Raw genomic sequence first — 23,268 nt, forward strand, 5'->3', positions numbered from 1 at the left:
AATATCTTCCTTTTTAATTAATATATTAATCTGTCTATCATAATAATGTTCCAGGTTGTCTAATATTTTCAAGAACATAGTATGATGAAATAAATATGTAGCTATTAAAGATAAATATAGCATAAAAATTCCCATTACAAAAGGATATAAATAAGCTGGAATATTATAAATATATTTCTTTTTCAATGACATAACCTTCTTCAAAGATTTTCAACATTATCTTTATTGTATTAAATTTCAATATTTTAAAATTGATCGCTTTTACATTATTTAACATCGTAATATTACCTCGCCCCTGAATTGTTTTAATGACTTTATCATTTTTCAATTCATAACTTATTTCTTTTTCACCATTTGAAAACAGTAAATATTTTCCATTTGCCTTTGTATGCGTTGTCCCGCTTCTTATTGCTATTAAATCGTTAGTTAAATCTCTGGCAAAGAATTCAATTTCAGTATTTATATGATATAGGTTCTGAGGTTTTAATAATGTAGTTGTTTTAATTAAACTTGGAATAGCAGATAAAATAATAAGCGTAATCATTAGCGAAAACAGTAATTCAATATAGGTAAATGCTTTAATATTGTATTTGATAACATATCTCACTTTTAGTTTCCTTCTTTGTTATACATAATTTTTTATTACTCAGTATCAGGTAATAATCATCTACTAATATACCGTGTCTTAATGCTTTATAGTTATTATGATATAACGTATTTAATACAATACGTTTCATTTCAATTTCATTTAATTTATCCTTAGCAGTGTTATTCAATTGAAATAATAGAGGTAAAAAGATTAAGTATATACTTGTAACAAGTGAAAAGGAGATTAATGCATCTAGCAATAAAGAAGCTTCTAACTTAAACTTCTTCATAACGAGCACGACCTTTTTCAATGTGAAATATAATTTTATAAAGTTGGTCATTACATGCTATATATACAGTTCCAAATTTATTTATATGCCCATTTTTATCAAAGGTTAAATACTTTATATTAGTACGTGGATGTATAAAGCTGTTTTCTGTTAACTTTATAGTAGTCCGTGGATGATGTGGTTCATTCAAAATGATTTCTTTTGAGAAGTTATTGAAGATTAAAGTTATTGGTAAATTATCCTTTATTGCTTTAGCCTTCAAATAATTAAATTGCATGATTAAATTATTTAAAAATTTATGATTTGTATAAGTCACTGTTTGATTAGTAGGAACATACTTGAATTGTAAAATAAGTAATATACTTACAATAGCAAGTACAAACACCATTTCTATATAAGTAAATGCTTTGCTAGTTCGCAATAGCTTCACCATTACTAATTGTTATCATAGCACCTGACTTACATTGTTTCTGATTTTCTTTTATGTAACCTTCAGTGACCAAATCTTCTACAGATGTAGGTTTTTTATTGAATTTTAATGTATAAGCTTCTATTTGGCTGTCTATCATTTTAAGTTGCGCTTCACAACCTGTAGCTTGTATATGTTTAGATTGTTTTGCAATATTTGGAATAATTAAAATTAATAATAAACTGATAATGAGTAGTACTAGCAACATTTCAATTAATGTAAAAGCATCTTTGTTAAAAATTTTAAAGCGTTTTTTCATATTCCTATACTCCTTGCTTTTATTCACTTGATTGTTTGCATTAAATCAAACATAGGTAACATAATGACTAAATACAACGATACAATAAAAAAAGCTAATAACGTAAAAATACAAGGCTGTATGAATTTTATAAGAAATTGAAGATATTTTTCTATTTTAGATAATATCATTTCACTGTATAGTTTCAATTCAATATCAAGTCGTCCTTTCTTTTCCCCTTCTTTTATAAATGAAATAAGTTCTTTTTCAAAACAAGATACACGAGTCAGTATTTCACTAAGGTTATACCCTTTTTGCGTTCCAATTTTAATTTCATTTGCTAAATATTTTAAAAATACATCATCACTTTGATGCGTATATATATCCACTATTTTTTGTAAATTAATACCATTTTTATAGAACAAAGAAAATTCTGAAGCAATACGGTACGTCTTATAAAGTTTAAATATTTTACTTAATATAGGGATAGTTAAAACTAATTGATGCTTATATTTTATTGGCAATTTACGGTATAGGATTTTTACTATTACAATAACCAATAATATCATGAATATAAAATAGCATATGATAGAAGGTAAATTAACAATAGTTTGAGTTAAATAAAGTTGGACAGTTGATATTTGAACATCCATACTTTCATATAAGTCGTGAAATTCCGGAATGATGGTATGATTTATGACTACAAGCATAGTTATAAATACTGTCATTAATACTACAGGATATTGCACAGTCTTGATTAATGATTGTTTTGCTTTATAATTTTTAGCAAGATAATCTTGCGCGTACATTAAGCTTTCTCTTAAATCACTAAACATTTCAGCAAAATATATTAGCATGACAACAGTATTAGGATACTTTAGTATTTTTAGTATTTGATAACAATTTGCTCCATTTCTTAATTCCGAAAGAATAGTTTGTGAGACTAATGAAGATTTTATCTTTATATGTTTAATTAAAAATTCAAATGATTCCGACAAGGTAAATCCATAATTCAGCAAGTCATATAACCTGTGTATTAATTCTATTTGCTCCTTATCATTAAGCTTCTGAAATCTTGATAAGTTAAATATATCGATCCACGGTTTCTTCACAAATAACACCTGCTCTCGACATTCCGTTTAAATAATAAGATAACTTATTAAAATCTTTAGGTAATGAGTGATTGTTTTCAAAAAAATAATTAATATCTTGTTGGTTTAGCTGTTCATATATTAACTGTCTATTATGTTGCAAAGTGGTAACTAGCCTTTGGTTAATGATACTTTTTATAGATTGGCAGATTTCCTGAACACTGATATTCATTTCTCTTAACCTTAATAAAGCGCCTTTACAATCATTAGCATGAATTGTTGATAGTACTAAATGTCCACTTAAACTTGCTTGAATAACATATTTCGCTATGGAAGCATCTCTTATCTCACCAATAAGAATCACATCTGGATCACACCTTAATATCGCTTTAAAAGAAGTTTCGTAATTAATACCTGCCTTTTCATTTATTGAAACCTGTGTCACACCTTTGATCAATTGCTCTACAGGGTCTTCAACCGTGATAATATTTAAGTCTAATTGTTCTTTTGCATACATTACCATGTGATACATTAACGTACTTTTTCCTGATCCAGTAGGACCACTAAATAAAATAAGCCCTTGCTTCTTATTCATTAAACTATACAAGCTTTTAATACTGCTACCGTGACTTTGCTTTTGAAAATACTGAGGGATGATTCTAATTACACAGCTTTCATTTCCTAAAGATAAAGGTAATGTCGAGATTCTTAAGTAAAATAATTGTTTCATTTTGTAAATGTATCTTCCAATTTGTGCTGTATTATGATTGGAAACATCTAATCCAGCTTGATATTTCATATAAGTGAGTAACTTTTTATAAAGTTCTAGTTGAATCGTGTCCTGTAATATTAAATTGTCTTGTATTCTAAACTTAATATAGACCTCTTGCTCAGAAGGAATGAAATGAACATCTGTCGCCTCCCTATCTATTGCTTTATTAATTACGTTTTTAAACAATAGCTTCAAAAAATCACCTCCTACATTTATACACGTAGGAGGTGATGAAATTACTTTATATAAAATTATATTATTTAATACTTAACTGTTAAGCTTAATAGGTTTGGGCTCGGTATACGGTCATAAAGTAGAGCTAGTAAGGTTAACCATGTAAATAAGGATTTAATTGCTCATCTTCAACGGTTGTATAATCTCCATGCCCTGGGAATAGTGGTAAATCATCTTCAAGCGCAAACAATTTATCTTGTATCGCATCTACTAATGTCTCATAATCGCCTTTATATAAATCCGTTCTACCAATACCTTGTTTAAATAAAGTATCTCCAACCACTGCAAATTCATCAAATACAAATGTTAAACTACCAGGAGAATGACCGGGTGTATGTAATACTTGAAATTCAAAGTTTGCAACCTGCGCTTGTCCTTCATCTAAAGCTGTCGGAGTAACGTTACTAACAATTGATGGCATCCCATATTGTTTAAATTTCGAAGAACCATTTTTTTCAGTATCAGTTAAAAAATCAAATTCTGATTTATGCATATATACAGGAACATGATATTTATTAACAATATCATCTAAAGCGCCTATATGATCGAAATGTGCGTGTGTCAATAACACTGCTTGTAATGGTTTATTGATTTGATTTAACTTTTTAATGATTCGCTCGCTTTCACTAGCTGGATCTATGAGAATGACTTGCTCATCATTTTCGATAAAATACGTATTCGTATCAACTAGTCCTAATGTTAAACTGGAAATCCTCATTTTATTTGCCTCCATCAGTGAGATGGTCTTGCACAGCTTTAACTTTATCGTTCATCTTACGTGATTTATCACGGCGGTCATCAATTCTGATATTCGTACAAACACGATCCAATCCCTTATCAAACGGAAGTTCATGTATCGCTTGTACCACTTCAAATAAATCTTTTAATTCACCTTCTATAAGTGTGTTCATAGGCGTTAATTGATAATCAATCTTGCCTTGTGCTTTAAACTCTTTTAATTTTGTTTGTATTTCTGCAATATATTTACTGACACTCGGTCCATCTGTACCTACAGGTATAACAACAACATCGACAATAGCCATTACTTAACGCCTTCCTTCTCAATAATATAAGTATAAATCAGTCCTGCTGCGCCGGTAATACCAGCATCATTTCCAAGTTGTGCTTGAACAATTTCAGTTTCATCTTGTGCTGGTGTAAATGTTAAATTATGATATTCAGTTTTGATATTTTCAATTAAAATCAATCCTGCTGTAGACATACCGCCACCTAAAACAATATATTTTGGATTACTTGTAACACTAATGATGCTACATAAGTATGCTATATAATTCGCTACACGTTCAGTAATAAAGATACAGAACTGATCGCCAGCTTTAGCTGCATCAAATACTGCTTTCGCAGAAACTTTATTATCTTTAATCAACTGCAAGATAGATGATTTAAATGTTAATTTCGGATAATAAAAATTAACCAAATTAACTACACCAGTTGCAGAAGCTACAGTTTCGATACAGCCTGACTTACCACAATTACATTTAAAACGTTGATCATGATCTACTCTAAAGTGACCAATTTCAGCACCAGAACCATTATGACCATGTACGATTTCTCCATTAGAAATAATGCCGCCACCAAGGCCTGTACCTAATGTAATCGCAACAACATCATCGGCACCTTGTCCAGCTCCTTTATGTTTTTCCCCTAATGCAGCTACATTAGCATCATTATCTACATAGACAGGACAATCTACAAATTGTTTGAATATACTTCTCACATCTACATTGTCACTCCAATATAAATTGACCGCACCATGTACAACACCTGATTCAAAGTCTACTGGACCAGGTACGCCAATACCAACGCCTAAAACATCTGAAAAAGTATATTCTGAATCATCTACTTGTTGTACGAAAGAATCGTAAATATTTTTTAAAAGTAAATATCCTGTCGAATCAGTTGTATCAGTATCTATAGTCCATTTAGATATACGCTCTAGATTTTCGTCAAAGATACCTAATTTACATGTTGTTCCACCAATATCTGCTGCTAATATAATTTTTTTCATTTATTTACTCATCCTTCTCTATTTTAAATTGGATTTTATAGTATTGCACTACAGTTTAATTAAAGCTATTAAATCAACGTTTTGAGAAGCTTTTTCTATATATACATTTCATTGCTTTTAACTGTTTTAGAATATTTTGCTTCTTAATTTGCCTTTAAAAATCAATTCAGTTTTATCAATGACAAAACTGTTTATGAATACTACTATAAGCTATTATTAAAACAATAACAAAGTAAGTTCAATGTAATAAGGCATATACATCTATTTTAATATTATTTGTTTCATAATTGCAATAATAATAGATTCTAATATTATGTTCTTAATAAATTAAATTGACATTTGTGACAAATAAAAACCATCTTTGTACTTTAATTGGTTCGAATTTATTAAAATACAATACACGTATTGAAAATGACTATAAGCATCGTTAAAATTCAGATGTTTAAAATTATGAAAATCATTCTGATGCCACTGATACTTCAACGCTATATAGAAGTGTACGCATACCTCGATCGTTAGTTACTGTTTCTAGATTAATGCTCTACACTGTTACATATTTACAAATAGCATCATAATAAACCTCCCTCATAACCATCGTAGCTATGAGGGAGGTTCAAATTTATTTATCTATCTTTCTTTGGTTAATGATTAATCTACATTTCAAATAATCATCTTTAGATAATAACTCATACTGATACAGCGTTCTTATCTCTTGTTCCATCATTTCATACATATCTTTTTTATCTTTAAAATAAATAATAAATCCAAATTGCTTTAAAAGTTGAAGTACATCATAAAAATTGTCAATCTTTCGGTTCACTGTCATCGCTCAATTCTTTATCTAAATTGATATAATCATTATTTCCAGGATCTACCTTAAGTGCAGCTTTAATGTATTTTTTAGCCTTATCTTTATCACTTAAAGATCGATTAGCGATTGCAAGTTGATAATTCAATATCGCTGAGTCTGGATAGTATCGTAAGCCTCTCTCCCAATCAGAGATGCCTTCAGCTTTAGAACTCAATGTCGTAGTAATTAAGCCATTTAAATAATACGTTTCATCATCAGCATATTTCTTTTTTATCGTCTGTTTAACCATGGTCTTTGCTTCTTTATAATTTCCGTTTTTCATTTCATTAGAAATAATCGTATTATAAATATTATCTTCTTTAATTGTAAAAATCCTAATTTGTGAAGCTACAAATAGTGCAAGTGTAATAATAATTAAAATCCAAAAACGATTTTGATTTCTCTTATAATAATATCCAATTAAAGTTATGAGTATGCCACCAATAAAACCACCGATATGAGCTACAATATTAATGTTTTGCATAAATAATGAAAGTCCAATCATAATGACAAGCACCATCAGTAGCTGACCAATCATTTTACGATTAAATTTTTGACTCACATACATAAATGCAAAGATGGCCCCTATCAATCCAAATATGGCACCACTTGCACCAGCTGAAACAGTATCAGTATTAAATGATAGTGAAGCAAAGTTGCCGAATATACCTGCTACAATATAAATTGTAAACATCCGCCAATGACCAACGATAGCTTCTACAATCTTACCAAATATAAATAGACTTAACATATTCATCAATATATGCTCAAAATTATAGTGTAAAAAGATTGAAGTAATTAGTCTATACCATTCTCCATGAACAACATTAAAATGAACAAGTCCACCCACATCTAATAATTTTAAATCTGAAAAACGATTTAAAAATAATACCATAGATAACCAAATTAATATATTAATAACAATCAATGAATATGTAACTGGCGCAAATTTTATCATGTGCTTTTCTATCGGGTTATTATTTAAAGCGCGTTCTTTAAAATATGTTTTCGTTTGCTTGTGATTCCTATTATATATTTTCTTCATCACAAAGTTAGGCATGATTCTTTCTATTTGTTTGTCGTCTCGAATGATTTTCACTTTGAATTTTCGTGGATGTAATTCATCTAAATTTTCATCTGTAAAGATTTTATCTGTAAATATATATAATTCATAACTTTTGGGCTGATAACCTAAAAAAGTAGTAATGTCTTCCTGATGATCTTGAATTCTACTCTTATCAAATCTAACTTCTTGAGTTGAATTGGCACCGTACTTAAATATCGTTATTGTCTGCTTTTTCTTATTTGATAACCATATTTCGTTATCATCTTTATTACGATGCACGACATGATAGTTTAGGTATTTGACCCAAGTATATATACACTTCCAAAAATGTTTCTCTGTAATCATTTCTGCCTCCATTATTTAGTTGTCGCAATTATTAATTTTTCAACGGGTTCATCGTGTGACTCCGCCTCAAAGACATCGAGTTGAAAGTCATAAAGCAAACTAATGGTGGATTGCTTATAATGACTTAAAAATTTATCGAAATACCCACCACCATATCCTATGCGATATCCGGTTGTACTAAACACTACGCCAGGTACGACTAACAAATCTAGTTGGTTTGTTATATCTGCTTCTACAGTCACATGATTAATGCCTTTTACATCTGGACCAATATGTTCAAGATTACTGAGGGCTTTAAACAACATCCTACAATGCTCGTAATCTGTTTCAGGAACAAAAACAGTTTTCCCATCATTTAACATATGCTCAATAATAGAATATGTATCTACTTCATGTGGCATTGATAACACAATACCTATACGTTCTGCATTTTTATATTCACTAGTTTGATAAAGATGGTCAGCAAGATAACGGTCTGATTCCACTTTATAACTATTTGTTTGAAATGATTTCATTAATTTTAATTTCTGTTGGCGTAATGATTGTTTAGTCACAAAAACACCTTCCCATGGTTCATACTATTCTCATTATAACGTTATTAAATTATAATGTCATTAAACTGTAATTTTTTAAAGCGAATTAAATTAATATACTACGAAAAAAAATAACCAGATTCTAAAATAGAATCTGGTTTAAAATAATTATTATTTTGTTTCACGGTGCATTGTGTGTTTGTTGTCACGAGCACAGTGTTTTTTCATTTCTATACGTTCAGGATTAGTACGTTTATTTTTTTTAGTAATGTAGTTTCTTTCCCCACACTCTGTGCAAGCTAGTGTTACGTTTACGCGCATGCTAATTCCTCCTTACCTTTTCAAAATACGACTTATTAATCATACCATTTACTCTTAAAATTGAAAAGTATTAATTTTTCAATAAAAGCCACTATATCAGTATTTCATTAAATTCAGTGGATAAAAACTTAATTAGTCTTTCTTTTCATCTTTAAAATAATAGTTAATAACATCTCTACCTAAATCTCCACCATTCAACCATGGTTCTGGTACAGGTTGGTTTGTATAAACGATTGAAAAAGCAAGCTTAGGATTTTTGATTGGAGCATATCCTATATAAGTTGAGTTAACTCTAGGTTCTCCATCTTGGAAGACTTCTGCTGTCCCTGTCTTACCAGCTGATGGTACGACTGTATCTTTAAAGCTCTGATATCCTGTACCATCTACTTTATTAAATGCCATGTCGAATCCACCTTTCACTTCGTCTATTTCATCTTGCGAATTATTAACTTTATTCAATACTGTGCCTTTAACTTTTTCTTTCACAGGGCCTAACGTATCTTTGTTTGTTGCTTTTCTGACTTCTAATCCAATGTGTGGTTGAACTCTATAACCATTGTTACCTATTGTAGACACATATTGAGATAACTGCATCGGCGTATAAGTATCATACTGTCCAATAGCTAAATCAAGGTAGTTACCAGGATTATTAGTAAGTGGTTCAGTCTGACCACTTGTTTCGTTCGGTAAGTCTATACCCGTTTTAACGCCAAGACCGACTTGATTTAAGCCTTTGCGTAATTTTTGACCAGCAGCAGTAATATCTGATGGTAATGTCATATTAGGCGTATAGGGAGTGCCTGCCATTTTCAACGCAGTTTTAAACATATAAACGTTTGATGAATGCATTAAAGCTTCTTTATCATTAATTCTGACTTTTCCATCTTGGTTAAAGTATGAATGTTTCGATAGACCACCAGCAAATTTCAATGGCTCGTCAATCATCTCTTCACCTATTTTAATTGCATTATTTTGATAGCCCGCTAATAATGTGCCACCTTTTACAGATGAGCCAACAGCATATTGTGCTGTAAATGTACCAATATCATAATCAGTTAAATCACCGTTCTTGTCGATTTGTTTACCAGCCATGGCTAAAATATCACCATTATTAGGATTTTGAACAACTATTAAAGCATTATCCATATCCTTAGCGCCTTCACTACGTAATTTTTGAATTTGTTCTTCTAAATATTTTTCAGTTTTTTTCTGAAGATCAATGTCAATACTTAGTACAAGATCATCACCGCGAGAACCTGGGTTAATTACTTTTGAATCAATAACATCTCCTGATTTATCAGTTGTGTATTTCATTTCTTTCTTTTTACCTTTTAAAATGTCATCATATTGATACTCCAAGTAAGATTTACCTACACGGTCATTTCTCGAATATCCTTTAGATAAATACTTTTCAGTTAACTCTTTAGGTATACCTTCTTCAGTGGTTGACACATCTCCAAAAATGCCTCTCAATGTATCATCATAAGGGTATTTCCGATCCCAATCCGTTGTCGTATTTACACCAGGCAAATCAGAAAGTTTTTGTGAAACTGCAGCATATTCTTCATTGCTCACATCTTCATTTTTGATCGTTTGTGGGTCTAAAGTTGAGCCTGCCATCATCTCTCTATAAATTGCTAATATTTGTAAATCCTTATTAGTCAGGCTGTCCGTTTGTTTGGCACCCACTTTTTTATAAAGTGCTTTATCATAATCATCTTGAGAAATACTACCATCATCAAGCAGTTGTTGCTCAGATTGCATTAAACTTTTGGCTTTATTAGGATGAATTTGTATCCAATAATCTTGTTTATCTCTGTCTGTAATTTTAATAGTATCCATTTTGATTAGTTTCGACAGATCCTTTGCGGTTTTCAACACTTCAGATTGAGAAGTTTTTCTACCACGTGTATATGTAATCGCCTTTTTCGACGCATTGTCTACGAGAACCTTACCATTTCTATCTAAAATGCGTCCTCTAGGCACAGCTTCATTTACGGTTAAGTTTTCACTATTTTTTATAAGTTGTTTGTAATGAGAACCTTGTGCAATTTGCAAATAGCCTAATCTTAAAACAATTACTGCGAATATAAATACAATAACACCAAATATAAAACCAATTCTCTTATTCATTGTATTACTAATTTTTTCGTCATTTGATTTCTCTTTTAATCTTTTCAACACAATAACATACCTCTATTCAAAAGTTCTCACTACAAATGATAAATGAAATTAGTGAATATTTCTATTATTTTACTAAAAAAAATGACGACCTTTGATAAGGCCGTCATAATCGCTTACTTAATTATTTAGCAGCGTTATATAATTCGTCAACTTTTTCCCAATTTACTACATTCCAGAAAGCACCGATATAATCTGGACGTTTATTTTGGTATTTAAGGTAATAAGCATGTTCCCATACATCTAAGCCTAGGATAGGTGTTTTACCTTCTGTTAATGGGTTGTCTTGGTTTGGTGTAGTAACGATTTCTAAGTTACCGTTATTTACTACTAACCATGCCCAACCTGAACCGAAACGTGCTGCAGCTTTATTCGCAAATTCTTCTTTGAATGCGTCTAAAGAACCCCATTGTTCTTTAATTTTATCTACTACAGTACCTTTTTCTTCAGAGTTAGGAGTTAATAATTCCCAGAATAATGAGTGGTTTAAGTGACCTCCACCATTATTGCGAACAGCTGTTTGAATGTTTTCTGGTACACTGTCTAAGTTAGCAACAATTTCTTCTATTGATTTAGATTCTAAATCAGTTCCTTCAACTGCTGCGTTTAATTTAGTTACATAAGTGTTATGGTGTTTGCCATGGTGAATTTCCATAGTTTCTTTGTCAATATGTGGTTCCAATGCATCAAAACCATAAGGTAAGTTTGGTAATTCAAAAGCCATAAATAATCATCCTCCTAATTAATCTTTAAATAAAGCATAACAAGTAATATGAATGACAACAATTAATATGCTTAAAAGCATTAAATTAAATTGTCATATAATAATGTTTGTCATCTTTAGTTACTATATTAGTATATCTCAAATTAGTTATTTTTAAACATCATAAGCTAACAATTTCAAAAATTCTAACTAATTCATACTATTGACCTATGTTTAATTAACTCATCAAAAGTAGAAAGGATGTTTTTGTGTTTTTTTACACCTAACTGTAATACACGCTTACGCTTGCTGACAAGATTCACACACGCCATAAACTTCCAATTTATGAGTATGGATAGCTACTTCTGGCAGATATTTTTTAACTTCTTCTATTGGACAAAAATCAATAACTTTAGTGTCCCCACACGACTCACATATAAAATGATGATGATGATGATCTTTACATGCAATTCTAAACTTCATTTCACCATCCATCTCAGTACCTTCAACAATGCCCAAACTTTTAAACAAATGTAAATTACGATAAATTGTATCAAAAGAAATACCCGGATAATTTTTATCCATACTTTGTTGAATATGTTTCGCATTAATATATTTATCTTCTGCTACGAATATATCTAACATTTCTCGTCTTTTATTCGTATATTTATGTCCATGTTCTTTAATAATGTTAATTGCTTCTTCTGTTTTCATTTTTAACATCACCTTTCATCGAGCTTACTTTGAACTTTTGATATATCATCGTAATCGCAAGAATAAGAACAAGTAATACTACAATTACACCGCCCGGCGATATATTCATGTAAAACGCTAGAACTAAACCACCAACGACAGATAATTCTCCAATAATTACACTTAGAATAATGAGTTGTTTAAATCCTTTCGTAATTCTCATAGAAATTGCAACAGGCAAGGTAATTAAAGCACTAACCAACAGAATTCCTACGACACGCATAGATGCTGATATCACCATAGCAACTATGATAATAAATAAGAATTGTATCCATTTAGGTATACCAATAACCTTACTGTATTCTTCATCAAAGGATAGAATAAACATTTCTTTGTAAAGTGAAAGGATGAATATAAGTACAATTACAACGATAATGATAATTGTCGTTAAATCACTCTTTGTCACAGCACTAATAGATCCAAATAGTAAGCCCACAATTTCTTGATTAAAGCCATCTGCAAGTGATATAAATATCGCACTTAATGCGATACCAGCACTCATAATAATCGGTATAGCAATCTCCTGATAGTTACTATACGATGTTCTAAGGTTTTCAATCAGTAATGCTCCTATAATTGCGAATAATATACCAAACCACATCGGGTTGATAAACGTAAGTATCGGAAACACAGTCACAACGAACATGCCGAATGATATACCTCCAAGTGTAACGTGACTAAGCGCATCTGCTATCAACGATAATCTTCGTACGACAATAAAAGCACCAATAAGTGGTGCGATGAGCCCAATAAGCACGCCACTAATAAGAGAGTAACGCATGAAATCAAAATTCATTAATGCATCTATCATGATGAACAACACTCCCTACTATGCTGATGATCAACAAATTGAATGGGATGCCCATATATTTTAGAAATTTCAACTTCATCCAATGATTTGAAATCTTCCGTTGAACCATGAAAATGTAAATGTTTATTTAAACAAGCTACTTCTGTAGCTGTGTCAGCCACTACTCCAATATCATGAGTAACTAATATAATGGTTACCCCTTCATGTTTAAGTGTCTCTAATGTTTCATAAAATTCACTCACGTGCTTTGCATCAATTCCACTTGTTGGTTCATCAAGAATGAGTACAGATGGATTACTAATCAATGCTCTTGCAATAAGAACACGCTGCTGTTGCCCTCCTGATAATTCTGCTATATTTTTATCAATCAAATGTTCAATATTTAATCGTTTTAATACAGTATTCACTTTGGAAACATCTTTTTTGTTAAACCATTGCAATAATTTTTTGCGCTTTGTTAGTCCACTTAAAACCACTTCTTTAACACTTGCAGGAAAACCAGATTTAAATGCTTGTGCTTTTTGAGAAACATAACTAATTTTTAGTGTGGACTGTCTCCCATTGTAATCCGTACCATCAACATAAATTTGGCCTTTTTGTATAGGCAATAACCCAAGTATAATTTTCAACAAAGTCGACTTACCGGCACCATTAGGTCCAACAATTGCTAAAAATTCACCACGATTGATTTTTATATTTATATTTTCTAGTACTTGTTTGTTGTCAAAATAATAATCAATATTTTTTAATTCGAATACTGGTGTAGACATGTTTTCACCTCGTTTAATACTATACAACGTGAAAACTATTATGTAAATAGTAATGTTTACGACTTAATAAAAAAACTAATCACCTTTATACATGTAATAAAAGTGATTAGTTTTAAATATATTATTCTGCTAATAATTTGTTTTTTAACTCTGGATCGAATTGTTGCTGTTTTAACATTTCAATTTCTAGTTTGTAAGGAGGCTTTTTATTCTTTTTATCTTCCCCTACAAATGGTGTTTCTAATATTTTAGGAATATCTTTAAAGGCATCGTGATGAACTACATAATTCAAAGCATCAAAACCAATATATCCGAATCCTATGTTTTCATGTCTATCTTTGTGTGCACCAATATCATTTTTACTATCGTTAACATGGACAACTTTTATTCGGTCTATACCCACAATTTTATCAAATTCATTTAATACGCCATCAAAGTCTTCTTTGACATTATAACCAGCATCATGTGTATGACATGTGTCAAAACATACTGATAAGCGCTCATTGTGGTTGACACCGTCAATAATTTGAGCGATTTCTTCAAAGTTTCTTCCAATTTCAGAACCTTTGCCTGCCATAGTTTCTAATGCAATTCTAACATTATTATCATTTGTTAAAACTTCATTTAGACCTTCAATAATTTTTTTAATACCGACTTCTGATCCTTCACCTACATGAGAACCAGGATGGAGTACGATATCTTTTGCTCCAAGTGCTTGCGTGCGCTCAATTTCACTTTGTAGGAACTCGACTCCAAGTTCAAATACGTGTGGCTTTAACGTATTTGCGATATTAATAATGTAAGGCGCATGAACTACAATATTAGATAGTCCATGTGCCTCCATGATTTCATGACCTTTTTCAATATTTAATTCTTCGATCGGTTTTCTTCTAGTGTTTTGAGGAGCACCTGTATAAATCATGAAAGTAGATTCGCCGAGTCTATGTGCTTCTTCAGCAGAACCTTGCAACATTTTTTTACCATTCATAGATACATGAGAGCCTAATAACATAAAGGTCACCTATCCTTTTTTATTTTTTCTTTCTTGTCGATTTTGACGTTTGCTAAATTGTTTACGTTCTTTTTGTTTCAAATCATCTAAATCACGTTTGAATTTCTTTTTATAACCAGGTTTAACTTTTTTCTTGTTACTTTTAACTTTATATTTTAATTGATTTGTTAAATGATCGTCTTTATTTTTACGTGTTTGACGCGTGTTGTGTGCTTTAATTGGTTTTAGCTCATTATCTTTTATGTCAACATTCTCAAAATGATACCCTTGTTGCTCAATTAAAGCTACATGTGCTTCTTCATCTGGACTATATAGTGTAATAGCTACACCTTTATATTGTCCACGTCCTGTACGTCCAACGCGATGCGTGAAAAAGTCTATATCTTTCGGCACGTCAAAATTAATTACATGACTCACACCATCTATATCAATACCACGAGAAGCTAAGTCACTTGCGATTACAAATTGAAACTCTAAATTTCTGATACGTTTCATTTGTTGTTTACGTTCCCTTGGCGTAAGTCCACCATGAATCATACCAAGTTTAACTCCAGCAGCATTAAGTTGTTTCGCTAATTCATCTGCACTGTCTCTACTATTACAGAAAATGATACATAAATATGGATTTAGGACATCCATTAATTTTAAAGTTTTTTCTACTTTAGCTTCACCTTTAGTTGGTATTAAATAAAATTCAATATTTTTCTTATTTTTCTCAGTATTTTCTATTTCAATAAACTCTGGATTTTCTAGATACTTGGTTAAAAATGGATGCAATGATCTTGGAATTGTAGCACTGAACACTGCGATATTTGTGTTTTCATCTAATCTCGAAGCTATATGGTCTACTTCTTCAATTAAACCTAAGTCAATCATTAGATCGGCTTCATCAATGACTAAATAAGAAGCTAAGTGGACATGTAAATCACCATGTTTAGCTAAATCATTAATACGTGTTGGTGTGCCAATAATCAGTTGCGGTTGGCTCTTAGCACGTTGACGATCTTTTTCTATATCTGTTCCACCAATAAACAATTTAACAGACACTTCTTTTTTGAACTTAGCTAAATGACTTGCTACGTCAAATAATTGCTGTGCTAATTCCCTAGTAGGCGCCACAATTATCGCTTGTGGCTCTTTTACATTAATATCAATAGAATGCATTAATGGTAATAAAAACGCATGTGATTTACCAGTACCTGTTTGCGATTGACCTATCAAACTTGCTTGCTTTATTATTTTTGGAATTACTCGCGTTTGAATTTCAGTCGGTTGACTAAAATTCAAGTCCTTCACAGCATCTATCAGACTTGGTTCTAAATTAAAATTCTCAAATGGGTGATTCGCCATGTCTTGGCCTCCTTAAATCTTCATCTTTACTATTATAAAGCATTCATCTACAATTTTGAACTAAATTATTATTTCGTTTCAACTGATTGCGCTCATGCTCGTTGTATTTCTGGCATTACAATGTATATTCAATGCCTCGTTAGAGACATGAATAATTATAAATATTCAAACGGGTCCGTATTTAAACGTGATGTTTTTATTTCACATTTAATATCTTCATCATATAACCATTTTGTTAATAACTGGTTTAGACCGTCCTTCATAACATACTCACTATAATGATTTATATCTAATAAATTGATACCTGCTATTTTGGCATCTAATGCGTCATGATGTTTTATATCTCCAGTCACAAAAATATCAGCACCTTGACTCGCTGCAGCATATTCAAAGCCTATGCCTGAACCACCTATAACTGCAACTGTTTGAATTGAGCTGTCTTGATTCCCTGTAAAACGTACACTAGGCATGTTTAATTGTGACTTAACTAAATTAACAAATGCTTGTACTGTCATCGGTTCTGAAAGTTCACCAATCATACCTAAGCCATAGTTTGCTTCTTGTTCCATTTCTATGAAATCGTACACCGGTGTTTCGTAAGGATGGTGGGTGTGAATGAGTTGTTGTGTTAATTTCTTTTGTGAGTGATTTATCATAAATTCTAATTTATATTCATTAACATGCTCAATTTCATTCAAAACGCCTAGATGAGGATGAGCATCACCAACTGGTTTGAATTGCCCAGTACCTGGACTTTCGAAGAAACAATATTCATATTCTCCTTCTTTTGCTAATCCGGCTTCACTTATTTTGTTTTTAAAAGTTTCAATATTAGCTTTCGGTATAAATACTTGCACTTTATAATAATTTACAATTTCCGGATTTAAAATTCGTTGATCCAATAATCCAAATTTATCTGCTAGCATCGCATTAACACCTTCAGGGTATACATCCAAATTTGTATGAAGTGCAATAAGATTAATATCATTTTGGATGAGTTTGCGTATAATTGCCCCAGAACCTTCTTGCTGAGTTATATTTTTTACACCTTTGAAAATGAGTGGATGATGACAAATGATTGTATTACTTTGCGTAGTTATTGCTTCCTCTACAACTGCTTCAGTACAGTCTAAAGCAGTTAATATTCCTTCAACCTCAGCATTTTGGTCTCCAATAAGTAAACCAACATTATCCCATGATTCTGCAGTATTTAATGGCACATGTTTATCAATAATTCGCATTAATTTATCAATATTCATTTAAATCACCTCATTAATTAAATTAATTTCTTCATCAATTTCTTTTAAGCGATCGTGATGCTGTTGTGGATTTAAATTTTGCTTTATTTTATAAAGTGAGTTTAGTTCGTGCTTCCACTTTTTATAAAACAATTGATTTTTATTCATAACAAGTTTCGGTCCAAATTTCTCCTCAATTTCAGTTAATTGAATTTGTTGTTTAGTAAAATCTGCCACAATAATTTCATATATATGACCTTTTTCTTCTAATATATCTTCAGCTATAACTTCATAATTTAATTGCGCTAAACATTTTCTAATCGCACTAGATTGAATATTGCTCTGTAAAATTAATCTAGGCCGATTTTGTAATTTATCGGAACCTTCACTAATAATTTTAGCAATTAAAGGGCCGCCCATGCCACATATCGTTATGGACGAAATGTCATCCTTTTCTTCAATCACAGACAATCCATCACCTAATCTTACATCTATAACGGAATTCAACTGATGATCACTTACGCTTCGCTTCGATGCATCATATGGTCCTTTAATTACTTCACCAGCAATTGCTGTTTTAACAATATTATTGTCGATAGCATAGATAGGTAAATAGGCATGATCTGAACCAATATCAGCTAAACAATCGCCTTTAATATAACTACTCACTTTTTTTAATCTTTGATTTAATGGAATCATAATAGTTCTCCTCTATGTAAAAGTAAAAAGCTCTTTTGTACATCAATGTACAAAAGAGCTGGAAAATTAGTCCATAAAGTCTTTCAGACGTTTACTTCTGCTTGGGTGTCTTAATTTTCTAAGTGCTTTAGCTTCTATTTGACGAATTCGTTCTCTTGTAACACCAAAGACTTTACCAACTTCTTCTAATGTACGAGTTCTTCCATCATCTAAGCCAAAACGTAAGCGTAAGACATTTTCTTCACGATCAGTTAATGTATCTAAAACATCTTCTAATTGTTCTTTTAATAACTCATAAGCTGCATGATCTGAAGGACTTTGAGCCTCTTGGTCTTCTATGAAATCACCTAAATGACTGTCATCTTCCTCACCGATTGGCGTTTCTAATGAAACGGGTTCTTGTGCTATTTTTAGTATTTCTCTAACTTTTTCAGGTGGTAAATCCATCTCTTCACCAATTTCTTCTGGTGCTGGATCACGGCCTAAATCTTGTAATAACTGTCTTTGTACACGAATCAATTTATTGATTGTTTCTACCATATGAACTGGAATACGAATGGTACGTGCTTGGTCAGCAATTGCACGTGTGATTGCTTGACGAATCCACCACGTTGCATAAGTTGAAAATTTAAACCCTTTACTGAAGTCAAATTTTTCAACCGCTTTAATTAAGCCCATATTCCCTTCTTGTATTAAGTCAAGGAATAACATACCGCGACCTACGTATCTTTTGGCAATACTAACTACCAGACGTAAGTTAGCTTCGGCTAAACGTGATTTAGCAATTTCATCGCCTGTTTCAATTTTCTTAGCTAATTCAATCTCTTCTGCAGCACTTAATAAATTCACACGTCCAATTTCTTTTAAATACATACGGACTGGATCATTTATTTTAACACCTGGAGGTGCACTTAAGTCATTAGGATTTAATTTATCATCGGTATCAGAACTATCTTTTTCATTCACTAAACTAATATCATTGTCAGTGAGTTGGTCAAAGAATTCGTCCATTTGATCAGAATCCATTTCAAAGTTTTGCATTTTCTCAGCAATTTTTTCATGGCTTAGGTGACCTTCTTTTTTACCTTTTTCAATCAATTGTTTTTTTACATCTTCCAAAGTTAGAGATGGGTCTATGGTTTGTTTTTTAACTTTAACTTTATTTCCAGACATGAAATGGCCTCCCGAATATAATATCAACTGAATACTAAAATATTTTTAAGACAAAATAAGTGAAATCTACTCAAAATCATACCCTAGTACACATGTTGTTAATTCCATTAATATACAGATATATTCATTATCGAATTAATTCATTCTATTTTTATTATGATTTACAATTTTTTCTAAATAATATTTTTGCAATTCTAAATCACCTAACCTTGAAGCCTCCCGGAGCTTTTGATTAAGCGATTCTATCGTTTCTTCATTTCTATTAGTTGTTAATGTATTTATATAGTCATCGATTTCATATTCAAATGGTTCTTCATTTATCATATAGTTGTCTAATGATATAAATGCTTCCTTGATTTCATTGGAATCGATGTATTGCAATACATCACTAATATTGAACGTATCATTTTCAGAGTAAAACTCGTGTAAAATATTAAATATACGCTTAAAAAACTGATTTGTAAAGTCTTCTAACTGAAGAGATTTGTGATAATTTAAGAAAATGTCTTTATCGTTCATAAAATGTTTAAGTAAAGCACGCTCCGCCTTTTCTTGTTTACTTAGATTATTAAATTGCGGAAGTGATGGCATTTGATAATTTTGCGGTTCATAATAATCTTGTTGGTGTCCTACTTCATTATTTAGACTATCCAAGCTAACTTTAAACAATTCAGATACGTCTTGCAATATCTTTTTACGTAGAATAGATGATTTCATTAAGGAAATGTCATTTGTTATCTCTTTTAAATACCTTTCATATGCTAGATCATTATTCTCAATTTCATCTTGATGAATATGAACTTTATATAAAATAAAAGATTTTTTTTCGTGTTCGACATAATAATTAAAAGCATCAGCTCCATGTTTACCAATATATTCATCTGGATCCATATCTTTAGGAAGTTGCACTACAAAAACATTAAACCCTTGCTGTAATAAAGCTTGTCCTGTTTTAATTGTAGCTTCACTACCCGCAAAATCCCCATCAAACATAAGTGTGACATTTGAAGTTAATTTTTTTATAAACGCTATATGCTCTTGTGATATTTGCGTTCCCATACTAGCTACGACTTGCTTTAAGCCTGCTTGATCAGACTTAATGACATCCATAAAACCTTCTAATAATATAATTTCATCCACTTTACGTATTGTCTTACGCGCTTGGTCTACATTATAAAGAAGTCTACGTTTTTGGAAAATAGGTGTTTCTGGACTATTTAAATATTTAGGTTCTTGGTTTGTATATGTTCTACCAGAATAACCTACCGTTCTTCCTTGAGCATTATTTAAAGGAAACATGATACGATCTCTAAACCGATCGTAGTAACTAAAGTTCTCCTCATTTCTAGATAACAGACCCGCTTCATATGCTAATTGGATATCATAGCCTTTTTTTTGTAAAAAGTCATGGCAGAAATGTGATGTATTAGGCGCGTAACCAATTTTTCGTGCATCGATAAGCGCATCTGTAAACCCACGTTCTTTTAAATAGTTTAACGCTGCTTCACCTTCGACTGTTTTCTTTAATGCATAGTGATAATATTCTTGCATGAGTTCATGCATTTCAATCATTTGCAAATCTTCAGAGGCAACTTGGTGCGTGGCTTCGTTATTAGCTGAGTGAGTGTCTGTCTCTACTTTAATATTTACCCGTTCACCTAGTTCTTTGACCGCTTCTGTAAAAGGAATATCTTTGATTTCTTGTGTAAACTGAAAGACATTCCCCCCTTTTTTACAGCCAAAGCAATGACATATTTGTTTATCTTCTGAAACAGTAAAAGAAGGCGTTTTTTCATCATGAAAAGGGCATAAGCCAATATAATTACGCCCTCTTTTTTCTAATTTCACATACTCACTTACGAGATCTAGTATGTCAGTCTTATCTTTTATTTCGTTTATTGTTGATTGTTCGATTCGCAAATTAATCACCTATAAAATATTAGTCATAATATTATAATTGTTTCCTTTATTTTTTAAAACTATTTTGCTCAATAATACTGATAATATCATTAGCAGTTTCTTCTATTGCTTTGTCTGATACATCAATAATCGGACAACCAATTTTATCAACTAATTCATGAAAATAATTGAGTTCTTCTTCGATTCTCTGTTCTGTAGCATACCTCGCGCTATCACCAAGGCCTAATTGCTTTAAACGCTCCTTACGAATTTTATTTAACTTTTCTTCACTTATTTTTAAGGCAATACACTTTGAAGCATCTGTATTAAATAATTCATCCGGTGGTGTAACCTCAGGGACAATAGGAATATTCATCACCTTGTAACTTTTATGTGCAAGATACTGAGATAAAGGTGTTTTTGAAGTTCGAGAGATACCTAATAATACGATATCAGCTTTTGATAAACCTTTAGGGTCTTTACCATCATCATACTTTACTGCAAACTCAATGGCATCAATTTTTTTGAAATAGGCTTCATCTAATTGATGAACTAACCCCGGCTCAAAATAAGGTTGATCATCTATTTTATCTAGTAAGATATTCATCAGAGGGCCCATGATATCTACAGATTTCACTTCAAGTTCTTTTAATTTTGCTTCCATATACTTTCTTATTTCGGGTTTAACTAACGTATAAACAACAATGGCATCTGTATCTTTCGCCACCTGTATCACTTCATCAACATTTTCCAAAGATTCAATATAAGGATATCTACTTATTTCACTATCACATTGGTTTGGATTGAATTGTGAAATACATGCTCTAGCTACTAATTCAGCTGTTTCTCCTACTGAGTCAGATGCGACTATAATTTTAATATTTTCCATATATATTAACCACCTATTCGTTAAATAATGATACAAAAATCTTACTAATTGTCGTTTTAGAGACGCGACCTTTCACTTCATATTTACCATTCTCTTTTTTTGTCACAATAGGCAAGGAATCTATTTCCTTTTCTATCATAAGATTTGCAGCATGTATAACTCTCTCGTCTTCAAGTACAAAGTGTAAGTTAGGCATGCGTGTCATAATTATATTTACAGGCATAGTGTGTATATCTTCGCCAATCATAGACGCCCTTAACAAATCTTTACGGGAACAAACGCCCATAAAATCTCCATCATTATTAATGACGAATAATGTGCTTACATCCTCTAAAAATATAGTACATATCGCATCATAAATAGTCATTTCACTTTTTACTACAACTGGATGTGACGCGTAATCTTTTACAATATATTGTTTTAATTGATCAGCAATCAATTTATTTTTCGGTTTACCTGAATAATAGTAACCTACACGTGGTCTTGCTTCCAGAATTCCCGACATAGTAAGAATCGCTAAATCAGGTCTCAAAGTGGCACGTGTCAAACTCAGTCGTTCTGCGATGTGCTCACCTGTAATAGGTCCATTGTTTTTGACAATCTCAACTATTTGTTGTTGCCTTTTACTCAGTTCTATACGACTTCACCCCTTTACTCATTCTTCTCAATTATACATTGAATTTTTAATTGCTACAAATACATATATTTACTTGCTTATAAACCATCAATACATTAAAATTATATTTGAAGCGAGTTAAGGATGGTGCAAGCTTAACAAGTAACAATGGCCACAATTAAATGATTATCAAAAGCGAGTGTACACACTAATTTGGGTGGAACCGCGGGTTAACAAGAAATTTTCAAATAAGCACATATTACATATGTGATTAAAAAGATTAACTCGTCCCAAGACTTTGATAGAGCTTTTAGGCTCATTTCTTTGTCTTGGGGCGTTTTTATGTAA

General features: G+C 31.4%; 26 protein-coding genes. All 26 read right to left on the reverse strand.

What is annotated here, in order from left to right:
* Nucleotides 1-163: 163 nt before the first annotated feature.
* The 26 genes from BK821_RS09725 to ccpN all read right to left on the reverse strand — a co-directional run bounded on the left by BK821_RS09725 (nucleotide 164) and on the right by ccpN (nucleotide 22,941).
* Complete coding sequence (locus tag BK821_RS09725; RefSeq protein ID WP_082104711.1) at nucleotides 164-544, reverse strand: ComGF family competence protein; 381 nt, start codon at nucleotides 542-544, stop codon at nucleotides 164-166.
* Between the two features lie 34 nt (nucleotides 545-578).
* The gene (locus BK821_RS09730; RefSeq protein ID WP_046836540.1) at nucleotides 579-878 is read right to left on the reverse strand and encodes a hypothetical protein; all 300 of its coding nucleotides are present in this window, start codon (nucleotides 876-878) and stop codon (nucleotides 579-581) included.
* Complete coding sequence (comGD, locus tag BK821_RS09735; RefSeq protein ID WP_235602285.1) at nucleotides 865-1,308, reverse strand: competence type IV pilus minor pilin ComGD; 444 nt, start codon at nucleotides 1,306-1,308, stop codon at nucleotides 865-867. Before comGD ends, BK821_RS09730 begins: the two co-directional genes overlap by 14 nt.
* The gene (gene comGC / locus BK821_RS09740; protein WP_046836542.1) at nucleotides 1,289-1,606 is read right to left on the reverse strand and encodes a competence type IV pilus major pilin ComGC; all 318 of its coding nucleotides are present in this window, start codon (nucleotides 1,604-1,606) and stop codon (nucleotides 1,289-1,291) included. Before comGC ends, comGD begins: the two co-directional genes overlap by 20 nt.
* A gap of 23 nt (nucleotides 1,607-1,629) precedes the next feature.
* The gene (comGB, locus tag BK821_RS09745) at nucleotides 1,630-2,697 is read right to left on the reverse strand and encodes a competence type IV pilus assembly protein ComGB (protein ID WP_046836543.1); all 1,068 of its coding nucleotides are present in this window, start codon (nucleotides 2,695-2,697) and stop codon (nucleotides 1,630-1,632) included.
* Complete coding sequence (comGA, locus tag BK821_RS09750) at nucleotides 2,669-3,643, reverse strand: competence type IV pilus ATPase ComGA (protein ID WP_071331608.1); 975 nt, start codon at nucleotides 3,641-3,643, stop codon at nucleotides 2,669-2,671. Before comGA ends, comGB begins: the two co-directional genes overlap by 29 nt.
* 133 nt (nucleotides 3,644-3,776) lie before the next feature.
* On the reverse strand, nucleotides 3,777-4,400 hold the full coding sequence (locus tag BK821_RS09755) for an MBL fold metallo-hydrolase (RefSeq protein WP_071331609.1): 624 nt from the start codon (nucleotides 4,398-4,400) through the stop codon (nucleotides 3,777-3,779).
* Between the two features lies 1 nt (nucleotide 4,401).
* Nucleotides 4,402-4,725: an MTH1187 family thiamine-binding protein gene (locus BK821_RS09760; RefSeq protein ID WP_046836546.1), complete on the reverse strand. Its 324-nt coding sequence runs from the start codon at nucleotides 4,723-4,725 to the stop codon at nucleotides 4,402-4,404.
* On the reverse strand, nucleotides 4,725-5,711 hold the full coding sequence (locus tag BK821_RS09765; protein ID WP_046836547.1) for a glucokinase: 987 nt from the start codon (nucleotides 5,709-5,711) through the stop codon (nucleotides 4,725-4,727). The genes BK821_RS09760 and BK821_RS09765 overlap by 1 nt, the downstream gene beginning before the upstream one ends.
* Before the next feature lie 619 nt (nucleotides 5,712-6,330).
* Nucleotides 6,331-6,531: a YqgQ family protein gene (locus tag BK821_RS09770; protein WP_071331669.1), complete on the reverse strand. Its 201-nt coding sequence runs from the start codon at nucleotides 6,529-6,531 to the stop codon at nucleotides 6,331-6,333.
* Nucleotides 6,515-7,972 (reverse strand): rhomboid family intramembrane serine protease, encoded by a 1,458-nt coding sequence (locus BK821_RS09775; protein WP_071331610.1) that lies wholly within the window; start codon nucleotides 7,970-7,972, stop codon nucleotides 6,515-6,517. Before BK821_RS09775 ends, BK821_RS09770 begins: the two co-directional genes overlap by 17 nt.
* An 11-nt stretch (nucleotides 7,973-7,983) precedes the next feature.
* On the reverse strand, nucleotides 7,984-8,526 hold the full coding sequence (locus BK821_RS09780) for a 5-formyltetrahydrofolate cyclo-ligase (RefSeq protein WP_071331611.1): 543 nt from the start codon (nucleotides 8,524-8,526) through the stop codon (nucleotides 7,984-7,986).
* Between the two features lie 150 nt (nucleotides 8,527-8,676).
* Complete coding sequence (gene rpmG, locus BK821_RS09785) at nucleotides 8,677-8,826, reverse strand: 50S ribosomal protein L33 (protein ID WP_046836550.1); 150 nt, start codon at nucleotides 8,824-8,826, stop codon at nucleotides 8,677-8,679.
* A gap of 132 nt (nucleotides 8,827-8,958) precedes the next feature.
* Entirely contained in the window at nucleotides 8,959-11,010 is a 2,052-nt protein-coding gene (locus BK821_RS09790; RefSeq protein ID WP_046836551.1) for a peptidoglycan D,D-transpeptidase FtsI family protein, read from the reverse strand.
* Between the two features lie 121 nt (nucleotides 11,011-11,131).
* Nucleotides 11,132-11,731, reverse strand: a complete 600-nt coding sequence (locus tag BK821_RS09795) for a superoxide dismutase (RefSeq protein ID WP_046836552.1) — start codon at nucleotides 11,729-11,731, stop codon at nucleotides 11,132-11,134.
* A gap of 279 nt (nucleotides 11,732-12,010) precedes the next feature.
* Nucleotides 12,011-12,424 carry a Fur family transcriptional regulator gene (locus tag BK821_RS09800; RefSeq protein ID WP_069823951.1) on the reverse strand — a complete coding sequence of 138 codons (414 nt, stop codon included), beginning with the start codon at nucleotides 12,422-12,424 and terminating at the stop codon, nucleotides 12,011-12,013.
* Nucleotides 12,402-13,274 (reverse strand): metal ABC transporter permease, encoded by an 873-nt coding sequence (locus tag BK821_RS09805; RefSeq protein WP_046836554.1) that lies wholly within the window; start codon nucleotides 13,272-13,274, stop codon nucleotides 12,402-12,404. The genes BK821_RS09800 and BK821_RS09805 overlap by 23 nt, the downstream gene beginning before the upstream one ends.
* Entirely contained in the window at nucleotides 13,271-14,044 is a 774-nt protein-coding gene (locus BK821_RS09810; protein ID WP_046836555.1) for a metal ABC transporter ATP-binding protein, read from the reverse strand. The genes BK821_RS09805 and BK821_RS09810 overlap by 4 nt, the downstream gene beginning before the upstream one ends.
* A gap of 121 nt (nucleotides 14,045-14,165) precedes the next feature.
* Nucleotides 14,166-15,056: a deoxyribonuclease IV gene (locus BK821_RS09815; RefSeq protein WP_046836556.1), complete on the reverse strand. Its 891-nt coding sequence runs from the start codon at nucleotides 15,054-15,056 to the stop codon at nucleotides 14,166-14,168.
* A gap of 9 nt (nucleotides 15,057-15,065) precedes the next feature.
* Nucleotides 15,066-16,406, reverse strand: coding sequence for a DEAD/DEAH box helicase (locus BK821_RS09820; RefSeq protein WP_046836557.1), 1,341 nt, complete (start codon nucleotides 16,404-16,406; stop codon nucleotides 15,066-15,068).
* Nucleotides 16,407-16,561: 155 nt separating this feature from the next.
* Nucleotides 16,562-17,665 carry a Nif3-like dinuclear metal center hexameric protein gene (locus tag BK821_RS09825; RefSeq protein ID WP_046836558.1) on the reverse strand — a complete coding sequence of 368 codons (1,104 nt, stop codon included), beginning with the start codon at nucleotides 17,663-17,665 and terminating at the stop codon, nucleotides 16,562-16,564.
* Entirely contained in the window at nucleotides 17,666-18,343 is a 678-nt protein-coding gene (locus tag BK821_RS09830) for a tRNA (adenine(22)-N(1))-methyltransferase (RefSeq protein WP_046836559.1), read from the reverse strand.
* A gap of 66 nt (nucleotides 18,344-18,409) precedes the next feature.
* Nucleotides 18,410-19,516 (reverse strand): RNA polymerase sigma factor RpoD, encoded by a 1,107-nt coding sequence (rpoD, locus tag BK821_RS09835; protein WP_046836560.1) that lies wholly within the window; start codon nucleotides 19,514-19,516, stop codon nucleotides 18,410-18,412.
* 135 nt (nucleotides 19,517-19,651) lie between these two features.
* A complete protein-coding gene (dnaG, locus tag BK821_RS09840; protein ID WP_046836561.1) occupies nucleotides 19,652-21,436 on the reverse strand; it encodes a DNA primase in 1,785 nt (594 codons plus the stop codon).
* Between the two features lie 46 nt (nucleotides 21,437-21,482).
* Nucleotides 21,483-22,304, reverse strand: a complete 822-nt coding sequence (locus BK821_RS09845; protein WP_071331612.1) for a pyruvate, water dikinase regulatory protein — start codon at nucleotides 22,302-22,304, stop codon at nucleotides 21,483-21,485.
* Between the two features lie 13 nt (nucleotides 22,305-22,317).
* Nucleotides 22,318-22,941, reverse strand: coding sequence for a transcriptional regulator CcpN (gene ccpN / locus BK821_RS09850; RefSeq protein WP_082104706.1), 624 nt, complete (start codon nucleotides 22,939-22,941; stop codon nucleotides 22,318-22,320).
* Nucleotides 22,942-23,268: the final 327 nt, after the last annotated feature.

This window comes from Staphylococcus sp. LCT-H4, from assembly GCF_001866145.1.
In the GTDB taxonomy this organism is placed as follows: Bacteria; Bacillota; Bacilli; order Staphylococcales; family Staphylococcaceae; genus Staphylococcus; species Staphylococcus succinus.